At 34.6% G+C, this 25,566-nt stretch carries 19 protein-coding genes; 1 reads left to right on the forward strand and 18 read right to left on the reverse strand.

Annotated features, from left to right (window positions below; translation table 11 throughout):
• Positions 1 to 31: 31 nt before the first annotated feature.
• From LCM02_RS15680 to LCM02_RS15690, 3 genes are all read right to left on the reverse strand, one after another.
• Positions 32 to 1,384: an oxygenase MpaB family protein gene (locus LCM02_RS15680; RefSeq protein ID WP_224932142.1), complete on the reverse strand. Its 1,353-nt coding sequence runs from the start codon at positions 1,382 to 1,384 to the stop codon at positions 32 to 34.
• On the reverse strand, positions 1,381 to 2,274 hold the full coding sequence (locus LCM02_RS15685) for a methyltransferase domain-containing protein (protein WP_224932144.1): 894 nt from the start codon (positions 2,272 to 2,274) through the stop codon (positions 1,381 to 1,383). Before LCM02_RS15685 ends, LCM02_RS15680 begins: the two co-directional genes overlap by 4 nt.
• Before the next feature lie 385 nt (positions 2,275 to 2,659).
• A complete protein-coding gene (locus tag LCM02_RS15690; RefSeq protein ID WP_224932154.1) occupies positions 2,660 to 3,454 on the reverse strand; it encodes a cation transporter in 795 nt (264 codons plus the stop codon).
• Between the two features lie 248 nt (positions 3,455 to 3,702).
• Here LCM02_RS15690 and LCM02_RS15695 point away from each other — a divergent pair, with 248 nt between their 5' ends.
• Positions 3,703 to 4,215: a hypothetical protein gene (locus tag LCM02_RS15695; protein ID WP_224932156.1), complete on the forward strand. Its 513-nt coding sequence runs from the start codon at positions 3,703 to 3,705 to the stop codon at positions 4,213 to 4,215.
• A 29-nt stretch (positions 4,216 to 4,244) separates the two neighbouring features.
• On the opposite strand, the gene LCM02_RS15700 is transcribed toward LCM02_RS15695, so the two are convergent.
• The 15 genes from LCM02_RS15700 to LCM02_RS15765 all read right to left on the reverse strand — a co-directional run bounded on the left by LCM02_RS15700 (position 4,245) and on the right by LCM02_RS15765 (position 25,563).
• Positions 4,245 to 4,454 (reverse strand): hypothetical protein, encoded by a 210-nt coding sequence (locus tag LCM02_RS15700; protein ID WP_224932158.1) that lies wholly within the window; start codon positions 4,452 to 4,454, stop codon positions 4,245 to 4,247.
• A 30-nt stretch (positions 4,455 to 4,484) separates the two neighbouring features.
• Positions 4,485 to 5,069 (reverse strand): methyltransferase family protein, encoded by a 585-nt coding sequence (locus LCM02_RS15705; protein WP_224932160.1) that lies wholly within the window; start codon positions 5,067 to 5,069, stop codon positions 4,485 to 4,487.
• A gap of 63 nt (positions 5,070 to 5,132) precedes the next feature.
• Positions 5,133 to 5,549, reverse strand: coding sequence for a Fur family transcriptional regulator (locus LCM02_RS15710; RefSeq protein WP_224932163.1), 417 nt, complete (start codon positions 5,547 to 5,549; stop codon positions 5,133 to 5,135).
• Between the two features lie 2 nt (positions 5,550 to 5,551).
• On the reverse strand, positions 5,552 to 6,757 hold the full coding sequence (locus tag LCM02_RS15715; RefSeq protein WP_224932165.1) for an efflux RND transporter periplasmic adaptor subunit: 1,206 nt from the start codon (positions 6,755 to 6,757) through the stop codon (positions 5,552 to 5,554).
• A gap of 4 nt (positions 6,758 to 6,761) precedes the next feature.
• The gene (locus LCM02_RS15720) at positions 6,762 to 11,093 is read right to left on the reverse strand and encodes a CusA/CzcA family heavy metal efflux RND transporter (protein WP_224932167.1); all 4,332 of its coding nucleotides are present in this window, start codon (positions 11,091 to 11,093) and stop codon (positions 6,762 to 6,764) included.
• Positions 11,094 to 11,212: 119 nt separating this feature from the next.
• Positions 11,213 to 11,524 carry a DUF6660 family protein gene (locus LCM02_RS15975; RefSeq protein ID WP_317197461.1) on the reverse strand — a complete coding sequence of 104 codons (312 nt, stop codon included), beginning with the start codon at positions 11,522 to 11,524 and terminating at the stop codon, positions 11,213 to 11,215.
• Between the two features lie 298 nt (positions 11,525 to 11,822).
• Positions 11,823 to 12,311, reverse strand: a complete 489-nt coding sequence (locus LCM02_RS15725; protein ID WP_224932170.1) for a heavy-metal-associated domain-containing protein — start codon at positions 12,309 to 12,311, stop codon at positions 11,823 to 11,825.
• Positions 12,312 to 12,344: 33 nt separating this feature from the next.
• The gene (locus tag LCM02_RS15730; RefSeq protein WP_224932172.1) at positions 12,345 to 14,117 is read right to left on the reverse strand and encodes an efflux RND transporter periplasmic adaptor subunit; all 1,773 of its coding nucleotides are present in this window, start codon (positions 14,115 to 14,117) and stop codon (positions 12,345 to 12,347) included.
• A gap of 4 nt (positions 14,118 to 14,121) precedes the next feature.
• Positions 14,122 to 16,623 (reverse strand): heavy metal translocating P-type ATPase, encoded by a 2,502-nt coding sequence (locus LCM02_RS15735; protein WP_224932174.1) that lies wholly within the window; start codon positions 16,621 to 16,623, stop codon positions 14,122 to 14,124.
• Positions 16,624 to 16,625: 2 nt separating this feature from the next.
• Positions 16,626 to 17,861 (reverse strand): TolC family protein, encoded by a 1,236-nt coding sequence (locus LCM02_RS15740; RefSeq protein ID WP_224932177.1) that lies wholly within the window; start codon positions 17,859 to 17,861, stop codon positions 16,626 to 16,628.
• Positions 17,858 to 21,565 carry an efflux RND transporter permease subunit gene (locus LCM02_RS15745; RefSeq protein WP_224932187.1) on the reverse strand — a complete coding sequence of 1,236 codons (3,708 nt, stop codon included), beginning with the start codon at positions 21,563 to 21,565 and terminating at the stop codon, positions 17,858 to 17,860. The genes LCM02_RS15740 and LCM02_RS15745 overlap by 4 nt, the downstream gene beginning before the upstream one ends.
• A gap of 107 nt (positions 21,566 to 21,672) precedes the next feature.
• The gene (locus tag LCM02_RS15750) at positions 21,673 to 22,086 is read right to left on the reverse strand and encodes an HYC_CC_PP family protein (protein WP_449566804.1); all 414 of its coding nucleotides are present in this window, start codon (positions 22,084 to 22,086) and stop codon (positions 21,673 to 21,675) included.
• A gap of 308 nt (positions 22,087 to 22,394) precedes the next feature.
• Entirely contained in the window at positions 22,395 to 22,844 is a 450-nt protein-coding gene (locus tag LCM02_RS15755; RefSeq protein WP_224932191.1) for a JAB domain-containing protein, read from the reverse strand.
• A gap of 585 nt (positions 22,845 to 23,429) precedes the next feature.
• Positions 23,430 to 24,041 carry a hypothetical protein gene (locus LCM02_RS15760; protein WP_224932193.1) on the reverse strand — a complete coding sequence of 204 codons (612 nt, stop codon included), beginning with the start codon at positions 24,039 to 24,041 and terminating at the stop codon, positions 23,430 to 23,432.
• A 127-nt stretch (positions 24,042 to 24,168) separates the two neighbouring features.
• Positions 24,169 to 25,563, reverse strand: a complete 1,395-nt coding sequence (locus tag LCM02_RS15765; RefSeq protein ID WP_224932195.1) for a DUF3987 domain-containing protein — start codon at positions 25,561 to 25,563, stop codon at positions 24,169 to 24,171.
• Positions 25,564 to 25,566 lie beyond the last annotated feature (3 nt).

Genomic DNA, 25,566 nt, shown 5'->3' on the forward strand with positions numbered 1-25,566 from the left:
TATTCAAATTTTACCCAGAAATTCGTTCAGCTTAATGTTTATGCTTTTCATGCCCGTCGTGTTCTTTGTTAAAGTAACCAAATATTTTTAGAAAAAATGTTCTGATGGCCAATATTATCGAATCGATAATTAGTTCTTTTTTAGGCATTGGTTTCTCTCGATCCTGGTTAATATTCCAATCGGTTAAAAAACCATCTCCAATTCTAAAATGAGAATTCTTGCCCCCACGTTCAATTGTCAATAGATTTTGAATGAAAAAGATAGCGATTCGATCCGTTTCTGACATCTTTTTTGACTCACTATCAGCTCCTTCTATTCCGGGAATATCCAATTCGTTAACATGTTCTGCCAGGTCATTATGCGCTTTGTTTAGGTTTAATTTTAAATGAGTTTCAATTAATTTCTCATTTTCCGGGCCGTTTATTTCCTTAATTAGAGTGAGTGCCGTTTGTTCAGAAAATCCAGGGAAGAATTCTACAACCCATTGGATCAAGGCCTTTGCCAGCACCGGACCATCGTCATTGGGCAAAGTAAAATGACGTTCGTAAATTTTATCCTGGAGTTTTACACCTTCCTCATAACTGTCCGGAATTAGGTCCATATCCACTCCCAAAGCTCTTCCAATCAGGCTCCATGTCTGGTAATAGTCATTAATTTCCTCATCTTTTAATTCGGTTCCTATTTGCTGCAACCCCTTAATCACTTCTATACTAAAGGTATGAGTAGCAAAGATCATATCCTCCTGATTAATTGGGAAACCCCAATCATAATCCCAGGTCCCTTCTTTTTTCGGATTCAGATTGTTTTTGATCTTGTAGCGCACCATGGCATGAACCAATCTCAATTTTTGAATCGACTGCTTTCCAACATGGTTGGTGTTGAATTTTGACCGGTCTTTGTCATCGTGATGATGATGCCAGATAGGATTCATGACATCCGCTACAAATTGCATGGTTTCAATGATTCTTCTATGAACATGCTCTTCCAGAAGGGTAGTCATTCGTAAAACCTGAATGGCCTTGGTATGGGCGTACTGCTTTATGAGTGAACGCGCATATAAAATGAGGATTATCTTTGGTCCGTGATTTGTAAAAAACTGTGACCCTCTTTCCAGTACTTTACTCTCCTCATGTGTAAAATTAAAGGGTGTCATGTCCTCAAAATAGTCAAAAAGTTCCTTGGGAATTTTTAACTCATGTTTTGAATGATCCCATTCATGGGTGAAGTCATGACTCACAAATTCTGATATGAACCTGGCAACTTTCTTTTTCTGATTATCGCCGGTTTGAGAATTGATCAATTCAAACAGTGCTGCTGCGGCTTTATCAGCCAAAGGATCTCCATGCTTCCTTTTTTCATTCAAAAAGTCGTTAGTCCATTTCATGTAGTTGTTTTTAAAGGTTTTTTACTTGAAATTATATTGTAGCGCCATAAGCCTCTTTTGTAGGCACTGTACTGATAGTATGTTGACCAGGTATTTTTTGTTTGTACCTTGTTCCTGAATCCCAATGCTTCCGATACGGTTGTTACCACAAGACCTGGAAAGAAATAATAATACAGTCTTTTGATACTGGGTAAAACGTTTTTTGTTATGTTTCTTACCCTCGTATTGCTAAACCCTGCGAGGGAACATTTGTTGACAAAATCTTCAGTTGTGGCATAAGATTTTATGGCCCATGAATCTGTCCATTTTGTCATGATTTCTTCATCTTTACTGCCTTCTTCAATTTTTTCTGCGTAAAAATCCGCAACCACCAGACGGCCTCCAGGCTTCAATATACGATATGCTTCTTTTAAAAAGTCAAGTTTGTCATAGGCATAACAGACACTTTCAATGGCCCACACAACATCAAAGGTATTATCCTCATATCTGGTAGAGAGATAATTTTGTTTTTCAAAACTGACCCTAGAGTCAACGGAATGCGTAATCGCATTTTGAGTAGATTTTTCCACTTGACTGGGGGTCAGGGTAATTCCTTTGACTTTGCACCCAATGTTTTTTGCCAAATAAATTGAAGATCCGCCAACGCCGCATCCTGCGTCAAGCACGTAATCGTTTCTATTAATGTTAATCTCCTTGATCAATTCGAGATTCATTTGATTGAGAGAGCTGCGCAGTGTTTTGGTTTCCTTCGTCCAGAAACCATAATGCATACTCATGTACGAGCTTAAATGCCAGCAAATTTCATAATCTACTTGACATTTTTCATAATACTCGATAATTTCTTCCTCGTTCAATTCCGGAGAAGTGCTAACAGAAGTGTCTGATATCATAGGTTGTTGGTTAATTTGATTGTTTAGTTTAATTTTTGACGATTCCCAGGTTTCATTGAAATAAACTGATATGATCTGCCGGATTCAAAATGACATCAATTCATGTGACATGAAATATTTTCAATATGTCAATTCAAATCAAAATTTTGATCGAGTCTAAACAAAATCGATTCAGGTAAATGTACGAATTTTCCTAAATTAATCATTTTCAATCAAAAAGCCTTAAAAGTATACTGTTTTGGTTAAGCATTAAGTAGCTTACTTTCCGATACAGAAAGTAATAAGGTCTGATATTCAAACAAATAACATTTTGAGGTACAAATAAGGTACAGATGTATTAGAAAAGAATGACTTTAGGAGTTTAAATAATAGGTTGAATACTTATTTATTTACCCAATTTTAATATTCTTATAGCTCCTTGAATGACCAATGCAAATACGATTGTTCCGATGATAAGATCGGGCTTATTTGAGTTCAGCCAATTAACCAAAAGGCCTGCTGCTATAACTCCCAAGTTAATAATAACATCATTAGAAGTGAATATCATGCTCGCTTTCATGTGAGCTTCTTCTTTGCTATTTGATTTTTGGAGCAAATACAAACAAATACCATTTGCGATAAGTGCGAAAATCGAAACGATTATCATTGTAGAGAAGTCAGGTAATTTTTCTGCTCCGAAAAATCTCCTCAATACTTCTACAAATCCGATAACCGCAAGTGTTATTTGAAAATATCCAGCAAGTTTTGCAATCCGTTTTTTCTTAACTAATGTTCCGCCAACCGCAAACAAGCTGATTCCGTAAACAAAACTATCCGCAAGCATATCCAAACTATCGGCAACAAGTCCCATGGATTTTGAGAGCATTCCTGTTGTCATTTCAATAATAAAAAAGGCAAAATTGATTGCAAGTACAGACCAAAGTAGCTTTTTTTGGTTTGCATTTTCTTTAAATTCCGTTTGTTCGGTCTTTTCGGTATATAATTTCTTTCCATCTAAATTCAATTCGAGTATTGATTGTTCGATTTGGTCAATTTTTCCACTGTGAAAAACGGTCAGTTTTCGGTTGGGAATGTCAAAGTCCAAATTTGCAATACTTGAAATTTCGTCAAGCTTCATTCGAATTAAATTTTCCTCTGAAGGACAGTCCATTTTAGTTATTTTAAAGATTGTTTTTTGCATAATGATTAATCGAAACTTTTGTTTTTTTGAATAGGCTGACAAGGAACTATTCCATACTAGCAATATACACAATATTCTTTTTTTCGGTTTGAAAACCGTTTACGAACCACACTCTGTTAAAAGATTTATATGATAAAAATCATAGGATTGCAAATTGTATTGTAATAGATTTGTAATCAATGAAATAGGTCAATTTTTCCTATTTTAGAATGAATCCACTTATTTAACAATCATAAAAATCAATCATTATGAAAAGCTTAATAAAAATTATGTTTTTATCGTTTGTTTTGGCAATTACTTTTATCGCTTGTGACGATAATGATGATATGGTTTCTGACGATATTACGGGTACTTATATAGGTTCTCTTAAATCAGAAGTTGGAAATAAATCAATCACGAATGAATCAAATAATACAGCCACATCAGTCGTTAGAAAAATTGGTGATCAAATAGAGGTTCATTGTTTTAATGAAAACTTTGATGAAACTGTTATTCTTGATACATATCATTACAATGATTCGATAATGGTTTGTCTTACTGGTAATGACTTTTACAATATGTATGGTCACATGATGGGACAGGGACATATGATGGGACAAAATCATATGAATCAATCTAATTCTCAATGGATGCATCATTTAGACGATGAACATGATGAAGAGGATGAACATTTTGGAGGCTTTAATATGAGAAATCGATCTTTTAGCTATACTTTTAGAATGGATAAAGGAGACTTTCATTTTGAGGGAACAAAAAATTAATAAGTACATATCCATCACATAGCCACGGTCTAATTTTTCGAATTCATTCTCTGTAAACGATCGGTATTTATTATTTCCATTAACCCAATCTCTGAAATAAGCATTGATGAACTTATGAATGGAGGGTTATACGCATTGAATTTATTTGATGTACCTCCGTAGCTATGTCCATCATTGCGAATATGCAGGTCTTTCGAGTAAGGCTTTAGGTTTCTTAAAAGGTTTTTCTTTTTTTGCATATTTTAGTGTTATTATTAATTAAAAAACGCCTATATCCAACGCCTTACTTTTTCTACATACTCTAAATAATCATTACCAAACTCTCGTTTTAAAAATGCTTCTTCTAATCTTATTTGTGTATTGATGCTTATTGTCGATAGTGATATTATTAATAGTGTAAAGGCATTTGGAATTACCAGAAATAATCCAATATTGGCAATCATAATTCCAAAAAAAATTGGGTTTCTGGAAACCGAAAACAATCCTCCAGTCACCAATTTAGTCTTGTTTTTCTCATCTATCCCAATTCTCCACGAATTAGCCATTTGTGATTGAGCAACCCAAACTAGAATTAGAGATAGGATTAAAAATCCCCAACCTAATTTAGATATAGCCTCATTTTCTAAATACCAAAAAGGAAGTAAATATTTGTACCATTCAATTTTAAAAGCGTAAATACCAACAACAATTAGTTCCAAAATAGATATTGCCTTAAATACTTTGCCGTTATAACCGTGGGCATCATCTGATTTATTAAAAGTTAATGGGTTTACTCCAGTCTTTAGCTTTAGCCAAACTGACCTTATTACAAATATCATTAAAAAATATATTAGCAAGAACATAAATAATTTCATCGTGTTTTCTTTACATTTTCTAACAAGCAAAAAAACATAAAAAATAGATGCATTGGAAGTGCATTATTGCCCACTACATTTATCACACATACCTTTTACCACTAGGTTTATATTTTCTGAAACAAAACCATCAGGCACTTTAATTTTAGGGATTTTATGTTCCGTCAAACAAACTGTTTCATTACAATTGTTGCAATGAAAATGCAAGTGTAAGTCAGTTTCAATTTCGCAACTACAATTCTGTTCACAAAGTGCATATTTTACGATACCTGTACCATCGTCTATCTGATGCACAATATCCCTCTCTACAAATGTTTTGACTGTTCTGTATAATGTTGTTCTATCGGCCTTTTCAAATGCATTCTCAACATCACTTAACGTTGCAGCTACTTGGTTTTCTGCAAGGAACTTATAAATCAATAGACGCATTGCAGTGACTCGTATGTTCTTTGACTCTAATATTTGTTCGATTGTTTCCATACTTAATGATCGTGATCTGCTTCTCCTTTTTTCAATTCAGCCATAAGATAATAGGCGTTATTATACGCAAATTTTGCGTTTTTCTCAATTTCTTTGGTAATTTCGATTGAAATCCAATTGTTATCTTTTTTCCCAATAATCACTTCCATAGGTTTAAAGCGCCACTTGTCATCTTCTTTATGTGCTGAAAACACATAAAACTTATCTCCTTCTTTTATGACAGCACTTTCTGGCAATGCTATTGTTTTAATACTTTCAACTTGTATTTTACCTTGAATATACATCCCAGGAATTAAATTTCCCTTTTTATTTTCTATCTCAGCGTGAATATGAACTGCTTTTGGGTTTTCCTCAAAAGTTTTGCCTACGGAATAAATTTCCGCTGTAAGTTCGGAATCAGGTACAGATTGTACAGTAAAGATAACCTTTTGACCCTTCTTAACGTTATATACATCTTTTTCAAATACCATTAAATCCGCATGAACGTGATGCGTATTTACAATTTCGAATAGTTCTGTCTGTGGCTCTACATATTGTCCTGTTTTTACTTCAACTTTTTGCACATAACCTTCAATTGGGCTGTGCAATGCTATTTTCTGAGCAATACTTCCATTACTGACTGAAGTTGAATTGATATTTAATATTTTCAACTGGGCGGCCAAACCGTTTACCATTGCTTTTGAAGCATTGTATTCAGCTTCGGCTTTTTGAAAATTAGCCCCAGAACCTACACCTGCATCATATAATTTCTTCTGACGTTCATAATTTTTTTTCAAAAAATCACTGTTGCTATATGCGTTTAAATAATCGGTTTGCAGTTTAATGATATTTGGGTGAGAAAGGTAGGCAACTACTTGACCTTTATCCACTTTATCACCTTCAATTACTTCAATAGATACTACATTAGCACCAATTGCAGAAGTTATGGCAGCTTCGTTTTGTGGTGGTACTTCCAATGTTCCATTAGCTTCAACATAGCCACTCATATCCCTTAATATAAGTGTGTCGATTTTCATTTTTAAATCTTTAAACTGCTGCTCAGTGAGCATTATCTCTTCACTCTTGTGTTGTTCTTCTTTCGCTTCGTATTTAGATTCTTCTTTATGGGAATAACCATTATTCTCCTTTTGCTTTTCTTTATCACCACAAGCAGTTACTAAAGTAGACGCTATAAATAATGCTAGAAACTTATATGTTATATTTTTCATTGTCCTATTGATTAAAATATTGTAATTGAAATGTACTTTCTAAATAGTTGATTAATGCGGTTTGGGATTCCAATTCAGATTGAATCGCTTCTTTAATAAGTTGTGTAAAAGTGGTATAATCAATTTCACCTTCTTTATAAGCTAATAAAGCCCCCATTTTTTGTTCTTTGGCTACTATGAGCACTTCATTTTTATAGAACTCCCATGTTACCTTCCATTTCTTATACTTTTCTTTAGCCTGAATAAATCTGGATTGAACTTCTTGATTTTTGAAAAGCAGGCTTGTTTCTGCAATCTCCATATCAATTCTAGCCGTTCTTATTTGAGCTTTATTCGTACCAGATAGAAATGGAATTGAAATACCTGCTTGATATGTGTAGAATCCAGAATTACCGTTTACTTCTTGTAATCCACCTTGCAAGTTGAATTTGGGTACATTTTTTACTCGTGCTGCCTTGTAATTCGCTTCTGCTTCATCTATCAAATTCTGTGATATGGTATACAACGGGTGTTCTTCAATTCTAAGTGTATCATTATTAGTTTCCAATTCATCTATGTAATCATCAGAAACTGAAAAAAACTCATCTGAAGCCAACCATAAATTGAATTGTTGTAAAGCAATCACATAATCGCTAAACGCTTGAGTTTTTTTACTTTGAACTTGTAAGGCTTGATTTTTGGCTGCCGAATATTCTAATTTGGAAATAGCTTCGACTTCAAAATTTAAAGTCACGGCTTGTTCAAAATTTGAATAAATGGAATCCAACTCTTCATAAAGACGGTATTTTCTTTTCATCTGATAGCAGTAAGCCCAAGCTTTTTTAACTTCCAATTCGAGTTCAAGCTCTGACAATTGATATGCTTTTTGTGCTAATTGTATACGTTGCTCTTGTAAACGTTTTTTTGCACCAATACCAAATACATCTATGTTTGATTGTCCAATACCAATCGTATAAATCCCGTTTTCATCATTAATTTCTTCACCACCATAAAATAATTGGGTTGTTCCAGCATCGAATGCTGTTGATTTTATTTTTTCCTGTTTTGTAATTTCTAACAGCTTTTGCTTTAAAAGGGGATAATTGGTTTTTGATAACTGCACAGCTTCTTGCAAGGTTATTTTGGAATGTGAATCATTTATTTCTTGTGCATTGCTCTGTGATGAAAACCCAAATAGGAATACGACAACCGCAGTGGCTGTAACGATTCCCTTATTTGCTTTAAACTTAAACGATTTGCTTTCAACCCAATGGTATAAAATTGGTAAAACAAACAAGGTAAGCATTGTAGAAGTTAACAATCCACCAATAACTACAGTCGCTAATGGACGTTGAACTTCTGCACCAGCTGATGCAGAAACTGCCATAGGTAAGAAACCTAATATGTCTGTAAATGCGGTTAACATAATTGGTCTAATTCTTCTTTTTGTACCTTCTGTAATCCTCTCTTTTAGATTGGTTACCCCTTCATCTTTTAATTCGTTTAAACCACTGACCATTACAAGTCCGTTTAAAACAGCAACGCCAAACAGAACAATAAAACCTACCCCGGCTGATATACTAAATGGCATATCACGTAACCACAATGCCACGACACCACCAATTGTTGCCATGGGAATAGCTATATAAATCATTAGAGTTTGTGGCAATGATTTTAGAGCGAAGTATATTAGAACGAAGATGAGTAGCAAGGCAATAGGTACAACCGTGTTTAATCGATCACTGGCACGTTCTAAGTTTTCAAATGCCCCACCATAACGAATAAAATATCCAGACGGCAATTCAAGTTCCGCATCTAATTTTGATTTAATTTCTGTTACTAAAGATTTCACATCTCTTCCTCTAACATTGACCCCGACATAGGTTCTTCTATTGGTATTGTCTCTACTTATTTGCATTGGACCCGCTTTATAGGATATGTCTGCAACTTCACGCAGTGGTATTTGAACACCAGAGGGTAAATTGATGAATAGGTTTTGAATGTCCGTTATATCTTTTCGGCTTTGAGCATTGAGACGTACTACTAAATCAAATCGTTTCTCACCTTCAAAAATAACACCTGCATTACCGCCAGCAAATGCTGATTGTACCATTTTGTTTAAATTATTGATTTGAAGCCCATATTGCGCTAATTTATTCCTATTGTATGCAATGGTCATCTGAGGTAAACCCGTTGTAGCTTCTGCTCTCATATCTCCAATACCTTCAGTTCCAGCTATAATTTTTGATATTTCTTGGGCTTTTTGGGATAGCACTTCAATATCTTCACCATAGAGTTTTATAGCTATATCTTCGCGAACACCTTCAAGTAATTCATTGAAACGCATTTCAATGGGTTGGGTAAATTCATAATTAACACCAGGAATGATTTCGACAGCCTGCTTCATTTCTTCGATGAGTTCATCTTTAGAAGATACAGTTGTCCATTCACTCTTGGGTTTAAGAATTACGAATATATCCGCTAAATCCATTGGCATCGGATCTGTAGGTATTTCAGCAACACCTATACGACTTACAATTTTGTCCACTTCAGGAAATTTTGCTTTAACAATTTGCTCAATTTTAGTGGTTGTTTCAATAGTCTCGGAAAGTGAACTTCCAGGTTTTAAAATTGCGTGGAACGCAATGTCACCTTCATCGAGTTGAGGTATGAACTCACCGCCCATTCTGGTGAACATAAAAACCGCTAGTGCAAATAATCCAATAGCAATACCTATAACGAGTTTTCCTTTTAGTAAGACAGTCTCTAATAATGGTTGATATTTGTTTTCTACCCATTGAACGAATTTGTCGCCATACGATTTTTTATCTGATTTTGGGACTCTTAAAATTAGAGCTGACATCATTGGAACATATGTAAGACAAAGTACCATAGCACCGATCATTGCAAAAATAAAGGTCAATGCCATTGGTTTAAACATCTTGCCCTCAATACCTTGTAGGGCTAGGATTGGTAAAAACACAATTAGGATAATTAACTGACCGAAAAACGCTGCATTCATCATCTTTTTTGAAGCAGTTGATGTTATTTTATCACGATCTTTTGAGGACAGTTTTTTCTTTTTAAGTACCTGCGATGCGATTAGGAATACTGTAGTTTCAACAATGATAACTGAACCGTCCACAATGATACCGAAGTCAATAGCTCCCAAACTCATTAAGTTAGCCCAGACATCAAAAACGTTCATTAAGATAAAAGCAAATAGTAAGGACAATGGTATGGTTGAAGCGACAATTAAGCCACCACGCCAATTACCTAACAAGAAGATAAGTACAAATATGACTATTAATGCACCTTCTATAAGGTTTTTGGCTACTGTAGAAGTTGTTTCGCCTATTAATTTACTCCTATCTAAAAGAGGTTCAATAACAACACCTTCGGGTAATGACTGTTGAATTTGCTTCATTCTTTCTTTTACATTGTCTATGACTTCATTGGAATTTGCACCTTTAAGCATCATTACCAGGCCACCGACTACTTCACCTTCACCATCTTGTGTTAAAGCCCCATAACGAATTGCAGAACCAAATTGCACTGTAGCAATGTCACTTATTGTTATTGGAATATTATTGACAGTTTTAACTGGGATTTTCTTAATGTCTTCTAAATTACGTACTAGACCTTCGCCACGAATGAAATTAGCTTGATGATTCTTTTCGATATATGCACCTCCTGTATTTTGATTGTTTGCTTCGAGAGCTTGAAATACATCTGAAATAGTCAATCCTATTGCATTTAAATCGTTTGGATCAACAGCTACTTCGTATTGTTTTATTTTTCCTCCAATGGCATTTACTTCAACGACACCATCTACCATTGCCATTTGACGCTGGACAATCCAATCTTGCATTGTCCGTAAATCTGATATAGAATATTTGTCGGTAAACCCAGACTTTACTTTTAATGTATATTGATATATTTCACCCAATCCTGTTGAGATGGGGCCCATTGAGGGTTCGCCGAAACCTTCAGGAATTTGCTCTTTAACATCGATCAGTTTCTCGGCTACCAATTGGCGGGGCAAATATGTGCCCATGTCATCATCAAAAACAATTGTAACTACTGATAGGCCAAAGCGTGAAATTGAACGAATCTCTTCAACATTAGGAAGATTACTCATCGCCACTTCTATTGGATATGTGATTATTTGCTCAATATCTTCTGTTCCTAAATTAGGAGATTGTGTAATTACTTGAACTTGATTGTTTGTAATATCTGGAACGGCATCTATGGGTACTTTAGTCATACTCCAAATTCCTGCTCCAATAATGGTAAGCGTAAGCAAACCAATAATGAATTTGTTATTGATTGAAAAATCAATGATTTTATTAATCATGGAAAATGTATTAATTCAGTTAAACATTCCAATTTACGGACGTAAGAACGGCATAAATCGAAGTAATGAGAACCTAATTTAGGTTCATAAAAGGATGTAATTATCCTATAAAATCTGAATTAAACTTGTGGCGGTTGCCAAATACTGGAATGGAAATCAAATCGATATAATGATTGATATGAAGACATTATTTCTGTAGAAATTTTTGAATTAATTGTGAGGTTATAAGAGCCTAAAGGCTCATAAGTAATTGACATCCCGCAACAGTTACAAATACACGTTATTGGACAAGAATCGTCACTATCTTCTTGATGGTTGTGATTGCTACTAATTTCCGTTGGGTTTTGATCCTCGAGATTTAGACCGTCAGAACATGGTTTTACTGATAAGAACAGTATAATTATTGCTAATATGAATGTTACAATTTTCACGGGTCAAATATAGCAATTAATTAATGCAATAGTTGTGCAAAAAGTCATTCTTAAATTATTCTGTATCCATGTTGAAGTTGGTTTTAAACTGCACTTAAATATTATGGTTATTTATGTCTAATGTTGAAAGATTTAGGTGAATTGAATTAATACTTGACAGGGTAGGGTCAAAAATGAGTACAATACTAATTCCTTTGTCAATATTGATCATAAAAAAACCGAATGAAAATCACTCGGTTTAATTATTTTACTAAATAAATTTCGCAGTTGTTTTCTGTTGAAACTAATAAAAAACGCATCAGTGATCATGGTTTGAATGATCTTCTGCTTCACCGGATCGTTTCATCTCCATACTATGGTCATATTGACAACATCCAGCTAAATTTTTATAGGCTTGCTCATCACCTTGTACTTTTTCGGTATCATATCCTGATTCGGCAATAGCATTATGAATTGCCATTGCATCGGTTTTTGTATCATCAAAAGACACATCAATCTTCTTTTTATCGACATCCCAATTAGCACTTGCAACACCTTCAACACTGTTGGCTGCTTTTTCGATTGTTTTTTTACACATACCACAGTTTCCCCTTACGCCAAAAGACAGGTCTGTCATTGCCATTTCATTTGAAACTTCTGTAGTGGCTGTTTCCGTTTCTTTTTTAGTTTCGTTTTTGCAACTTGTTAAAGCTAATGCTGTTAATACAGCGATACTTAAAATTACTTTTTTACTCACCTTGATTACATTTTTGTTTTTGTGTTCGTGATTTTTCTTTGAAAAATTCATTGTTTAAAATTTAATATTTATACTTGTTTTGATTTATTCTATTACTTGTTTTACTTCTCCACAGGTTAGCATTGCTTCACCAAAATATGGATTGATTACTTTTTCTTCTTTACTCAACCAATACGCACCATTGTTGTTATCTGCCATTGGACAAAATTCTACATAGATTTTTTCGTTGATTCCGAAGAGTTGTACAGCATTAATTAAGTGAGATGATAGAAGTTTAAAGTGTTCTCTTTGCTCTTTAATATTAGAAGACATTGAAATAGGAGTAGCTGAAGATTTTATGTCGCCTTCTATTGACATCCAATGGTTATGCGCCTTGTTATCTGATAACAATTTCATATCTACTTCACTCAAATTATTTAATAAAGTTGATGCACTTGCAGAAGTACTTTTTGAATCTTCTTTTACTAAAGCATCTTTTAAATGAATATACTCATTGAAAACAATTTTTAACTGTTCTTGAAATTTCTCTGATACTATCAAACGTTCATTCATATTGGTAAGATCATTTTCTTTATTGACTGAATTGTTGTCCATTCCCAAATGTCCTTCGTGACCAGTCACTACTTTTCCTCCTTCCTTATTCATCATAGACTTTTTACCTTGGAGTTGTGCCGCGGCATCGATAGTGAAAGTTCCATTAGTAACTATTTCATCGCCGTTATCCAGTCCAGTGAATACCTCATAATTATCGCCTATATTATTACCTAAGGTTACTTCTCGCATTTCAAAAACGGGTTGGTCTGGATTTGATTTAAGGTAAACCACTGAACGCTCACCCGTCCATAAAACAGCAGTTACAGGAATAGTTAAATCTTCGCCATTGTTACTTGTAGAACTTTCAATATGTGCGATTACAAACATTCCAGGTTTAAACCTGTCATCCATATTATTTAGAACCACACGCAAGGTTACGGTTCTTGTTTTGGTGTTTAGGATTGGGTCTATGAAATCGATTTTACCTTTAAATTTGTCGTTGGGATAAGCATTGGTTGTAATCAATACTTCCTGTCCTTTTTTAAAGCGATTAATCTGATTTTCATAGATATCAAAATTACCCCAAACAGTGTTGAGGTTAGAAATATTTAATAAAGGTTGACCTTGTTTGATGTAATCCCCTTGCTCTACCAACTTTTCTGTAACTGTTCCTGAAACGGTTGCATAGACAGGAAAATTTTCTTGCACTTTTCCGGTTTCTTCAATCTGATTGATTTGATTTTCAGATAGCTTCCATAACTTCATTTTGTTACGAACAGCTCTGTATAAATCAGGTTGCGAATCTTTTAAAGACCCTGCTGTAATCAATTCTTGTTGTGCTGCATACAATTCAGGCGAATAAATGGTCGCCAAAAGCTGTCCTTTACGAATTTTTTCACCTGTAAATCTCACATCCAACCGTTCAATTCTGCCAGCAAAGTAACTGACCTGAACTGCATTGGCTTCCTCGTTTTCAGCAATTTTACCAGATAATTTTATGGTATTGCCTTCTACATTTCCTTTACCCACAATGGTTGTTTGAATATTGGCTAAGGCCATTGCATTTTCAGTCAGTTTGAATTGGTCCGCCATCAATACATCACTTCCACCATCAGCAGGAATTAAATCCATACCACAAATGGGACAATCGCCTGGTTCTGGTTGCATAATTTGTGGATGCATAGAGCACGTCCACATTTGATTTGTTTCTGAAACCTTATCGTGATTATGGTCTGTTTTTTCATTTGATGAACCACCAAACATCCACCAACCTAATAATAGACCTACTATTAATATACCTGAATAAATTATGTATTTTTTCATATTATTATATTTTGATATTTCTTATTCTTAATGCGTTACCTATAACCGAAACTGAACTAAAGCTCATTGCTAAAGCTGCTATCATTGGCGATAGTAATATTCCGATAAAAGGAAATAAAACTCCTGCCGCAATAGGTACACCTATTGTGTTGTAGATAAGTGCAAAAAATAAGTTTTGCTTGATATTTTTCATTACATCATCACTTAAATTTCGTGCTTTTACAATGCCTTGTAAATCTCCCTTCACCAGCGTTATCATTGCACTTTCAATGGCAACATCTGTTCCTGTTCCCATAGCAATTCCCACATCACTTTTAGCCAATGCTGGTGCATCATTAATACCATCACCTGCCATGGCGACTACTTTTCCATTTACTTGTAGTTTCTCAACTTCTTTGAGCTTGTCCTCTGGTAACATACTGGCTTTAAAATCTGCCAAATTCAATTCTGATGCTACTGCTTGTGCAGTATCGTGATTATCACCTGTAAGCATTATTACATTAATACCTTTATCTTGAAGTGCTTTAATAGCTTTGGCACTTGTTTCCTTTATCTTATCGCCAATAACTACATAACCAACAACGATTTTATCTATCGCTAAATAAGAAACTGTTTTACCTTGTTTTTGATAGGCTTTGGCTTCCTCTTTCATCGTAGATGTAAGGTCTGCTTTGGTATATTCCATCATTTTAGGATTACCCAATGCTGCTTTTTTACCATCAATTTTTGCTTCAACACCTTTTCCGGTAACCGCGCTAAAGTCTTGGGACTCTAGTATTTCAGTAATATGTTCTTTTCCGTATTTTACAGTAGCTTCTGCTAAAGGATGTTTACTATTTGTATTTAATGAAACGATGTATTGTAGCACCTCTTTTTCGCTCAAAGCATTGTTAAAAGCACCAACGGTTTCTACGGTTGGTTTTCCTTTGGTAATTGTTCCTGTTTTGTCAACAATAAGTGCATTTACCTTGTCCATTTTTTCAAGAGCTTCGGCATTTTTAATCAATACACCATTTTGAGCACCTTTACCCACACCAACCATTACAGACATTGGCGTTGCTAAACCTAATGCACACGGACACGCAATAATTAAAACTGCAATTGCATTAACCAACGCATAGACGTAAGCTGGTTCTGGTCCCCAAATTGACCATACAATAAATGTGATAACCGAAATGATTACTACAACTGGCACAAAATAACCCGAAACTTTATCAGCTAAATTTTGAATAGGTGCACGACTTCTACTGGCATCATTCACCATATGTATGATTTGAGATAATAAGGTGTCGCTTCCAACCTTTTCGGCTTTCATTAAAAAGGATTGATTCCCATTGATTGTACCGCTACTTACTTTATCATCTTCAGCTTTGTTTACAGGAATAGGCTCACCTGTAATCATTGATTCGTCAATACTTGTATTGCCTTCCGTGATGACACCATCTACAGGAATTTTGTCACCTGGTTTTACTTTTAGAATATCATTAAGTTCTATCTCGTCAATACTGACTTCAACTTCTTCACCATCTACAATTTTTATAGCTTTATTTGGTGCGAATTTCAACAGTTCTTTTACTGCCGAATTGGTTTTGCTGTGTGCGCGAGCTTCTAACAATTGACCTAAAAGCACCAATGTTAGAATTACCGTTGATGCTTCAAAATAGACGTGGACTGCACCTGATTCTGTTTTAAATTCACTTGGAAACACATCGGGAAATAACATTCCAATTACACTAAACAACCACGCTACCCCAGCACCAATTCCAATGAGCGTAAACATATTGAGATTCCACGTCTTAATGCTTTTATAGGCACGTTCAAAGAACATCCAAGTGGCATAAAACACAACTGGAATTGATAATGTAAACTGAATCCAGTTCCAATATTTCTGTTCCATTACATCGTATAATGGATTGTTATTGAGCATTTCGCTCATAGCAATTAAGAAAATTGGTAAGGTGAATGCTGTGGCAATCCAAAACTTTTTTAATAGTTTTTTATAGGTCTTTTCTTCTGCTGAAAGGTCAGGTTGCATGGGTACTAAATCCATCCCACAAATAGGGCACGAACCTGCTTCGTCTTTAACGATTTTTGGGTGCATAGGACAGGTCCATTGTTCTGCTGTTGATGTAGATAGATTTTGTTCTTCTACCAAATCCATTCCGCAAACAGGACAATCGCCTGGTTTGTCGTATGTTTTATCGCCTTCGCAATGCATAGGACAATAAAATGTACCTGTGTCATTTCCTTTGGGTTGCTCTTTCTTTTTAGCTTTTGAATGCTGATGATGTTCACCTGGTTTAAAAATGCTGTAGCTATTACCATCCTTTTTTAAGGCTTCTTGAAAAGTTTCTATAGGAATATGTAATTCCATTTTGATAGTAGCTTCAGCTCTATCCAAATCAACTGTTACTTTTGAAACCCCTTCCACTTTAGAGAGCGATTCTTCCACGTGACTGCGACATCCGTTGCAGGTCATTCCGTGTATGTGATATGTGTGTTTCATGATTACTGCGTTAAATAGTTAATTATTGTAGTCTGCACATAATAAGTTTTCACAGATTCTATTTGATTAATTTGAAACTTTAATTGCAGTTCTTGAATGTCTAAAACATCATTAAAATCTATGGTTCCAGTTTCATAACTTTTGATTACAATGTTTTCTGCATCTTTCGCTTGCTTTAAGTTTTTAGTTTGGGTAGAATAACTTATTCTTGAAGAAATTCTATCCTTTATTGCTTTGTCCAAAACCGTTTCCAACGTATTTAATCGTTCTTGTTTTTGTGCCAATATTTCTCGTTCCTGCAACTCGTTTTGTTTTGTTTGCGATTTATATTTTTTGTTGAAAATTGGGACTGTTAATGAAACCATTGGCATCAAAATATCTTTACCATTGTCACTAAAATCCATATCTGGACGTTTCTCTACATTGATATAATCTAACCCAAAACCAATCATAGGGCTGCTTTCTTTTTGGTTTAGCAATTCAGATTGTTCCACTGATAGGTAGAGCTTGTCATATTTCAATAATTCGGGATGTAATGCTAATTTTTCAGAATTGATTTCAAAATCTTCCGATGGTATAGTTAAACCCTCTATTACATTAACCGTTACATCATTTGCTCTATTTAATAGATTATTAAAGTTTGTTTGTTCTGCTAAAAATTGTTGCTTTAAAACATCCTTTAATTGTTGCATTTCGTTCTGACGCATTTGCAACCGCAACACATCTACAGCAGAAGCTTTACCAACCTCAACCGATGTTAGTGCCAAAGTTTCATAGGTTTCCAATAACTTTATATTCTTTCTCAACACTTCTTGCTTTGCTTCATTTGCGTATAAATTATAATAGGATTGTGATACTGAAGACATTAGTTTTCTTTTGGCAATGACAATGTCTTCGTATTTAGATTCAGCCAATGAACTCACATATTTTTCTCTTGAAGTAATTGTACCAAACCATGGCAACATTTGATTAGCCGATATTTTAAACTTTTGCGCACCTGTTCGTGTTTCTGGTTCACTTACAAAATACCCGACAGCAAATGCGGTATTGGGAGTATTATTGACCTCGTTTACCTGTTCCGAAGCTCTTTTATATTGCAACTCAAATTTTTGAATTTCAGGATTGTTTGTCAAGGCTATATCAATAAGTGAATCTAATTGTTGTGCATTTCCTTTGAGAACAAAAAATATAGAACAAAAAATAAAGACTGTTTTTATGTATGATTTTATCTGTTTCATTTTGTAGGTCTTTTAAGTTGAACCTCCGCTTTCCAGCTAAATAATACTGGTACGACAAATAAGGTTATTAAGGCTATTAGCATTCCACCAAAACTCGGTATTGCCATAGGGATCATAATATCGCTTCCACGTCCTGTTGAGGTTAGTACTGGTAACAATGCCAAAATTGTGGTCGCTGTAGTCATTAAACATGGTCTTATTCGTTTTTCACCCGCTTCTACTATTGATGCTCTTATTTCGTTCCTATTTTCTGGTGTATTCCTGTCAAAAGTTTGAGTTAAATAGGTTGCCATTACAACACCATCATCTGTTGCAATTCCGAAGAGTGCAATAAACCCAACCCAAACAGCTACGCTTAAATTAATTGGGTGCATCTGGAATAAGTCTCGTATATTTTCCCCAAAGAAATTGAAGTTTAAAAACCAATCTTGACCGTATAGCCAAATCATTATAAATCCCCCCGCAAAAGCTACTGCTATTCCTGTAAAGACCATTAATGATGTTCCCACTGAGCGAAATTGGAAATACAGTATTAGAAAGATAATTGCCAAGGCCAATGGTACAACAACGGATAAAGTTTTTTCTGCTCGTAATTGATTCTCGTAAGTTCCTGTGAATGCATAGTTGATTCCTTTTGGAACTATCAATTCACCAGAATTTATTTTTTCTTGAATAAGCGCTTGTGCGTTTTCAACAACACTTACTTCAGCAAATCCATCCAATTTATCAAACAATACATAACCTACTAAAAAAGTATCTTCACTCTTAATGACTTGTGGACCTTGTTGGTAACGAATGGTTGCCAATTCACTTAAAGGAACTGGACTACCTTTTTCAACTGGCACATATATCTGTTGTATGTCTGTTGGATTTGCTCGCAATTCTCTTGGGTATCGTACTCGAACACCATATCGCTCACGACCTTCAACTGTTTGTGTTAATACCATACCGCCAACAGCGATTTTTAACACGTCTTGGACATCCTGGATAGAAATACCATAACGAGCTATTTTATCTCTGTCTATATCAATAAGTAAATAAGGTTTACCAACAATTCTGTCAGCGAATACGGCTTCCTTTTTAACACCCTCAGCTTGCTTGATAATGTTTTCTAGTTGAACTCCAAACGCTTCAATTTGATTCAAGTCTTGACCTTTTACTTTTATTCCCATTGGTGCTCGCATACCTGTTTGAAGCATTACTAATCGGGTTTCAATGGGTTGTAGCTTTGGTGCGGAGGTTACACCTGGTAATTTTGTAACCTTTATTATTTCATTCCAAATATCATCTGGTGATTGTATTTCTGGTCTCCAATTACGATAGTACTCACCATAATTATCTTCAATTAATTGAGACCTTTTAACTGTGATAAAGTTGACATTTTCGGAATTATTAGGGTTTGAAATAAAACGACCATCCTTTAGTTCAAATAAACCTTCATCACTTACTTTGTATCGTTGGCGCTTTCCGTTATCGTTCAGCATATATTCTGGTTTATACTGAATCATATTTTCATACATTGACATTGGTGCTGGGTCTAAAGCGGATTCTGTACGACCTGCTTTTCCTACGACAGTTTCAATCTCTGGAATACTAGCAACAGCCATATCTAATTGCTGCAATACACGTTTATTTTCTTCTACACCAGAATGTGGCATTGAGGTTGGCATTAAGAGAAATGAACCTTCATTTAATGATGGCATAAACTCTTTGCCTGTGTTCTTCATAATGAAAAACCCTGCTATTACAATAGCCGTTGGAAGTGATAAAAACAAAAATTTGTTATCTAAACACCACCTTAAAATACGTGTGTAGTTTTTTATGAATAATGAGAAAACGCCTAATAAGCCAAAGCAAATTACACTTACAAAAATGAGATTCCAGAAGATACTTTTGTCAACTCCTAAGGGTCTCCAATATTCGGCTAACAAGAATACTATCGCCGATACTGAAATGATTATATTGATAATGTTAGTCTGTTTCTCAAATAGTATTTTGTGTTGCTTAATTAGTGCAACGATTCCAAAACCTACCAATATTAACCCCAACCAATATCCATAAATTATTGCTGTAATACCTAATGCTATTAAAACACCATTTAAAACGTATTTAAAATTTGTATTAATGCTTTTCTTTCTGAATAGAATAGAGGCAAATGGTGGTATTAAGAATAAGGCCACAATAATAGACGCTGTTAAAGCGAAAGTTTTCGTAAAGGCTAATGGTCTGAATAATTTACCTTCTGCACCAATCATTGTAAATACGGGAATGAAACTAATAATAGTGGTCATTACTGCCGTTACGATTGCACCAGACACTTCAGCTGTTGCGTTATAAACTACTGTATTAATGGATTGTGAATCATTATCTTCATCCAAATGCCTTATAATATTTTCTGAAAGTATTACCCCTACATCGACCATGGTACCAATAGCAATAGCAATACCAGATAGAGCTACTATGTTTGCATCCACACCAAATAGTTTCATTGCGATAAAAACCATTAAAACCGCCACAGGCAATAAGCCAGAAATTAATACTGAAGCTCTAAGATTAAAGACCATAATGATAATGACCAGAATGGTTATGAGGATTTCTAAAGTCAATGCTTCATTAAGTGTGCCTAATGTTTCTTGAATTAATTCTGTCCTATCATAAAAGGGCACTATTGTCACTTGTGATGTTCTGCCATCCGCTAACACTTTTGATGGCAATCCAGCACTTAGCTCATTGATTTTCTCTTTTACGTTATTGATGACTTCCATTGGATTAGCCCCGTATCTTGCTACCACAACAGCTCCCACGACTTCCGCACCTTCTTTATCCAATAATCCCCGTCTTGTTGCTGGACCTAATGAGACTTTTCCAATATCTTTTATTTTGATTGATGTATAATCTTCGGAAGTGACTACTGCATTTTCTATATCTTCAATAGATTTCACATAACCTAAACCACGCACTAAGTATTCTGCGTTATTGATTTCAATGGTTTGTGCACCAATATCTTTGTTGCTCTCCTTAACGGCTTTTACAACATGATGTAATCCAATATTGTATTGACGCATTAATTCTGGATTTACATCCACTTGGTATTCTTGGACATAACCACCTATTGAAGCAACTTCGGAAACACCACTTGCAGAGGATAGGGCATATTTTACATAGTAGTCTTGGATACTGCGCAACTCTTGTAAATCCCAGCCACCAGTAACATTACCGTTTTCATCACGACCTTCTAAAGTGTACCAATATATTTGTCCTAATCCTGTGGCATCTGGACCTAAAGCAGGATTAACTCCTTCGGGTAGTAAACCACTTGGTAAGGAATTGAGTTTTTCGAGAATACGACTTCTGCTCCAGTAAAATTCTATATCTTCTTCAAAAATGATATAGATACTGGAAAAGCCAAACATAGACGAACTTCGGATGGTTTTTACACCAGGAATACCCAAGAGTGAGGTTGTTAAAGGGTAAGTGATTTGGTCTTCTATGTCTTGTGGCGAACGACCGTCCCATTTGGTAAAAACTATTTGTTGGTTTTCCCCAATATCTGGTATGGCATCCACGGCTACGGGATCACTTGGTAAAAAACCAGTATCCCAATTGAAAGGTGCATTTACAATTCCCCATCCTATAAATAGTACGAGTAATAATACGGCAACAAGTTTATTTTCTATTAGAAATTTTATGCTTTTGTTTAGCATTGGCTTTGATAATTAAACAATTAGACAATAGTGTTAAGAAAACACCGAATACAGGAAATTATCCATATGACATAAGCCATAGGATACAACAGTCTATTGTTTAAAAATCAAATTAAATAAGTCTCGTCGAGCTTGTAGATTTGCCTTATGACGAGTGGAGGCCTATATTCTTCATAAGTAGATACATTCTTGTCTAAACCTTCAAAAAGGTTAATATAAGTATAAACAAATGAAGCTATAAATATTTGTTGTTCAAAAGAAATCTTGTCAACTTGTAATTGTAGTTCGTCTTGACCATTAATTACTAATTGCTCATCCTTACAGCAATTCTTTTTTGCAATGTCACAACCTTCGGTTGAAGGTTTCTCCATTTCCATTCCACAGCCTTCTGCCTTATGAAAGATAGCAGTTTCTGCCAAAGTATCACCACAGTAATGCATATTTACAGTAAATGACATTGTAGAGAAAAGGACGACAATGGCCATCAAAACCGATGATATTTTATGAAAAATCTGCTTCATGTCGAATACAAAGATACTAAAGTTTATAACTTCTTAGTATAATTAACGGAAATTTAACCATTTAATTATGAGTTAGATTCTTTGTTTTTAGTCATTAGTAACATGAAATTACAAGGTAGAATGTTAAAATTAATCACCTTCTTGTTGAATTGTTCAAATAATTAAATTAATCAATCCTAAACGAAGTAAATGGGTTGTTTATTATTTCCTGATTTGATTGTTTTGATATGAATAAAGTGAGCCCCGCAATTTCTTGTAGAGCTCCTCTAATTTTTAGAATTGTGGACCCCCTGGATTCGAACCTCTTATTATAATTTCCCTTCGTCAACGAAGGAAAAATAAGCATCCTCTGTAAGAATTAAATGATCCAATAGTTTAATGTCCATTAATTCTGCGGCCTTCTTTACTTTATGGGTAATTGAAAGGTCGGACTTACTTGGATTAAGCGATCCTGAAGGATGATTATGGACCAAAATGATACTTGTGGCTTGAGTGAGTAAAGCATCCCTTAGAACGAGCCTTACATCTACAATTGTCGCTGTTATACCCCCAATACTTGCAATACTCCAGCCAATGGATTTATTTGAATTCGATAAGAATAAAACGACCATAGCTTCGCGAATATTGATCTCAACAGGATAAACTTGACGGATATAATCTGCAACATCTTTTGATTGACTAATCTTTACGTTCGGTACAACATCACTTGTTTTGTAAACAGCGGATACCTCCCGAAGCTTTGATTTGAATATCTTCATAATTAAATGGAATTAGTTCAAGAGTCAGGAATCAGTCTCTCGAATAGTTAAGGCAGAATCCTTGTGACCCTGCACGTCTGGAAATAAAAAGACAAAAGAAAGTTGCCCCTACCCAAGTTTTGAGTGAGAAACGGTTTTCCCCATATGATTGAATGGGGGGCTACACCAATAGTATATAGCCACTTATGAGAATTAGCTGTAGAAAATTTCGGAAGTCATATCATTTTTTGATAGAAACAGAGGCAGAGTTCAATATACCTTGAGGAAAAATGAGTCCGCCATAAAGTGATTAGTATATCTATTCAAAGAGAGAAGAATATGAGATATATGAACGTTGGAGAGAAGGGAAGGCGAGGGTGGAGCCTTGGGAAGCGGCTATTTACCACATATTGTCCGTTATCGATCAGAAAGTGAATGAATGCATCGATAACTATGCAATATGTTAACATAGCTTTGGAAACCAGGGGCCTACAATCAGAATGAATTTCATGACAAAGTAAAGTTGATCCTTATTATGAGTAAAAAATTGTAACTGATCTCTTATAAAGAATCAGAATGAAAGCTAGTCTAAATGTAAATACTCGTTCAGACAGCTCCTTGTTTAGCAAACTTATTGTATGCTTCAATTATATTATCAACCCATTCATCTTGTTTTTGAAAATTTTGTGGGAGGGGATGATAATAGGCCCAATCAACACCTTCTTTCTTTAAGCCAATTGGATTATCATTATCAATGGCTTCAATAGCTTTCTCCGCTAAAATCTTTAATTCTTTCCCTACACCCCAGGCAAAAAGTACAGGAACATCCTTAATGAATAGTGAATCAAAATCATCTTTTCTTCGATCATCAAATATGGAATGAGCTATACCTTTCTTGTCCATTTCTAAGACTTTTAAAAGCATTTGTTTGGACTTAGGCTCGCGTATGTCAGAAAGGTTCAAAACCCGTGCATACTCAAGCTTACAGGCTGTCAGAACCTTCATGATTTGATCTTGGGTTCTATCCGGTATTGCCTCTGATTCCAAAATGTTATTATCGATTCCGTCTACAGGTTTGGAACCTCCCGGATTCATCATAATAACCATTATGTCCGGTCTTTCAATCAATGAATTCTTTCTTCTTATATTTAGGTATTTTCTTAGTTTAAAGTCTTGAACTTCATAATAGAGGCCTGTAATTTTGAATTTATTTTTCATAGAATATTGTAAGTTAATTATAAATAATTTGATTTTAGTTTCTTGATTTGATCACCTACTGCACTTAAGGGAAAATGGTATTTAAGTTCTCATGATTTATGGGTGAGGAATATGAGGATTTAAAGGATTATACGGATTTATTTTTTGTATCCTTAAGATCCTTAGAATCCTTATTTTCTTGGACCAAAGTGTTTATGTAGTGATTATTTTGTTCTCTATATATAAAACCTTTATCAATGAATTTTGTAATATATCCTTCAGCTGTTTTGGGATTGATTCCAATTTCCTTTGCAATATCTAAATATTTTTTACGATTGAATTTTTTCGGTAATGAATCTAAAAGTTGCTCTTTTAAATTTTTAAATTGTAAAGGTTTTCTTTCTTTGGGTAATGCAGAAAATACTATCCGGCTATGATGATCGAGAACAGGGATCATTTTAAGGGCATTACTAAAATCTATGTCAGAGCACTCTAGTTTTTGTGAGTCGTTTCCATCTTCCATGATTCTTAGTGAGGTGAATATCATAGCAAACCTGAAGGCGACAATACCTAAACGTCTTATTGTGGCGATATATTCATCTGATTCAATGTAGAGATATTTTTCCTGTAATTTTTTAAAGAATGTATGAAAATCAGTTCTTTGACTTTTAGATAGAAAGATCTCAATTTCATTGTTTCGATTCAATTTTTCATAGAAGTCAAAGAATTGAGACCCTAAATTAGTATAGAATGATTCTAATCCATTAGATGTATGTTTAAAGACGTCTTTCCAATCAGATTCTAAATCAAGATAATAGAAAACGAAACGACTAAATAATCCATTTTCTGCATTTGGAATTAAGGATTTAACTTGACCAGGTGTACCTGATAGAACTACGGATAAACAAGGGCTTATAATTTCAACAAATTCTTTATCAGTTCTGCGATAATATGATATAGTCTCATGGTGAAAGGCTTTTCTAAAACCATCACTATAATTTCCATAATCCGAATTTAGGGCCAGTGTTACAGTATCTCCTTCAGTTTCAAAAATAATACCTCGACCATCATTATCAGAGAGTAATTGAAACATGCCTGTGCTGCTGTTATTAGCAGGGATAAATAGCATTTTATCTGCAGGACTTTTAGGTGCCTTAGTTTCTTTATTTATCTTTGAAATTGCTAGTTCATTTTTATATTTAAACTTTAATTCTTCGGTTTCTTCTCTTAAAGAATCATGTATTGGTAATATGATCTTTTTACATAGATTTAATTTGCCTTTGCCAGATGAAGGTGGAGCTGTGACAAATAAATACAAGTTTGCATATATTTTTTCACCATCGTAGAATCCATATAATTTAGGTATGCAAGAACTTATGCTAGTTAATGCCCCTAATAAGAGCATATCTCTTTCTTGATTTGACGAGGCATGAATCACTACGTCTTGAAGAAATTGAGGAAGTTGAGGATATAAAGAATCTGGAAAAACAGGTAATTTTTCTTTACTATTATTGGGCTTATAATCTTTCATATTTGATTTCATAGA

The sequence above is a fragment of the Lutimonas saemankumensis genome, from assembly GCF_020171465.1.
Classification (GTDB): Bacteria; Bacteroidota; Bacteroidia; order Flavobacteriales; family Flavobacteriaceae; genus Lutimonas; species Lutimonas saemankumensis.

Excerpts from the sequence above, each read along its gene's own strand:
- LCM02_RS15750 (WP_449566804.1), bottom strand. The coding sequence starts at position 22,086 with ATGAAGCAGATTTTTCATAAAATATCATCGGTTTTGATGGCCATTGTC.
- LCM02_RS15745 (WP_224932187.1), bottom strand. The coding sequence starts at position 21,565 with ATGCTAAACAAAAGCATAAAATTTCTAATAGAAAATAAACTTGTTGCC.
- LCM02_RS15695 (WP_224932156.1), top strand. The coding sequence starts at position 3,703 with ATGAAAAGCTTAATAAAAATTATGTTTTTATCGTTTGTTTTGGCAATT.
- LCM02_RS15765 (WP_224932195.1), bottom strand. The coding sequence starts at position 25,563 with ATGAAATCAAATATGAAAGATTATAAGCCCAATAATAGTAAAGAAAAA.
- LCM02_RS15755 (WP_224932191.1), bottom strand. The coding sequence starts at position 22,844 with ATGAAGATATTCAAATCAAAGCTTCGGGAGGTATCCGCTGTTTACAAA.
- LCM02_RS15720 (WP_224932167.1), bottom strand. The coding sequence starts at position 11,093 with ATGATTAATAAAATCATTGATTTTTCAATCAATAACAAATTCATTATT.
- LCM02_RS15730 (WP_224932172.1), bottom strand. The coding sequence starts at position 14,117 with ATGAAAAAATACATAATTTATTCAGGTATATTAATAGTAGGTCTATTA.
- LCM02_RS15715 (WP_224932165.1), bottom strand. The coding sequence starts at position 6,757 with ATGAAAAATATAACATATAAGTTTCTAGCATTATTTATAGCGTCTACT.
- LCM02_RS15735 (WP_224932174.1), bottom strand. The coding sequence starts at position 16,623 with ATGAAACACACATATCACATACACGGAATGACCTGCAACGGATGTCGC.
- LCM02_RS15760 (WP_224932193.1), bottom strand. The coding sequence starts at position 24,041 with ATGAAAAATAAATTCAAAATTACAGGCCTCTATTATGAAGTTCAAGAC.
- LCM02_RS15705 (WP_224932160.1), bottom strand. The coding sequence starts at position 5,069 with ATGAAATTATTTATGTTCTTGCTAATATATTTTTTAATGATATTTGTA.
- LCM02_RS15725 (WP_224932170.1), bottom strand. The coding sequence starts at position 12,311 with ATGAATTTTTCAAAGAAAAATCACGAACACAAAAACAAAAATGTAATC.
- LCM02_RS15740 (WP_224932177.1), bottom strand. The coding sequence starts at position 17,861 with ATGAAACAGATAAAATCATACATAAAAACAGTCTTTATTTTTTGTTCT.
- LCM02_RS15685 (WP_224932144.1), bottom strand. The coding sequence starts at position 2,274 with ATGATATCAGACACTTCTGTTAGCACTTCTCCGGAATTGAACGAGGAA.
- LCM02_RS15710 (WP_224932163.1), bottom strand. The coding sequence starts at position 5,549 with ATGGAAACAATCGAACAAATATTAGAGTCAAAGAACATACGAGTCACT.
- LCM02_RS15680 (WP_224932142.1), bottom strand. The coding sequence starts at position 1,384 with ATGAAATGGACTAACGACTTTTTGAATGAAAAAAGGAAGCATGGAGAT.
- LCM02_RS15700 (WP_224932158.1), bottom strand. The coding sequence starts at position 4,454 with ATGCAAAAAAAGAAAAACCTTTTAAGAAACCTAAAGCCTTACTCGAAA.
- LCM02_RS15690 (WP_224932154.1), bottom strand. The coding sequence starts at position 3,454 with ATGCAAAAAACAATCTTTAAAATAACTAAAATGGACTGTCCTTCAGAG.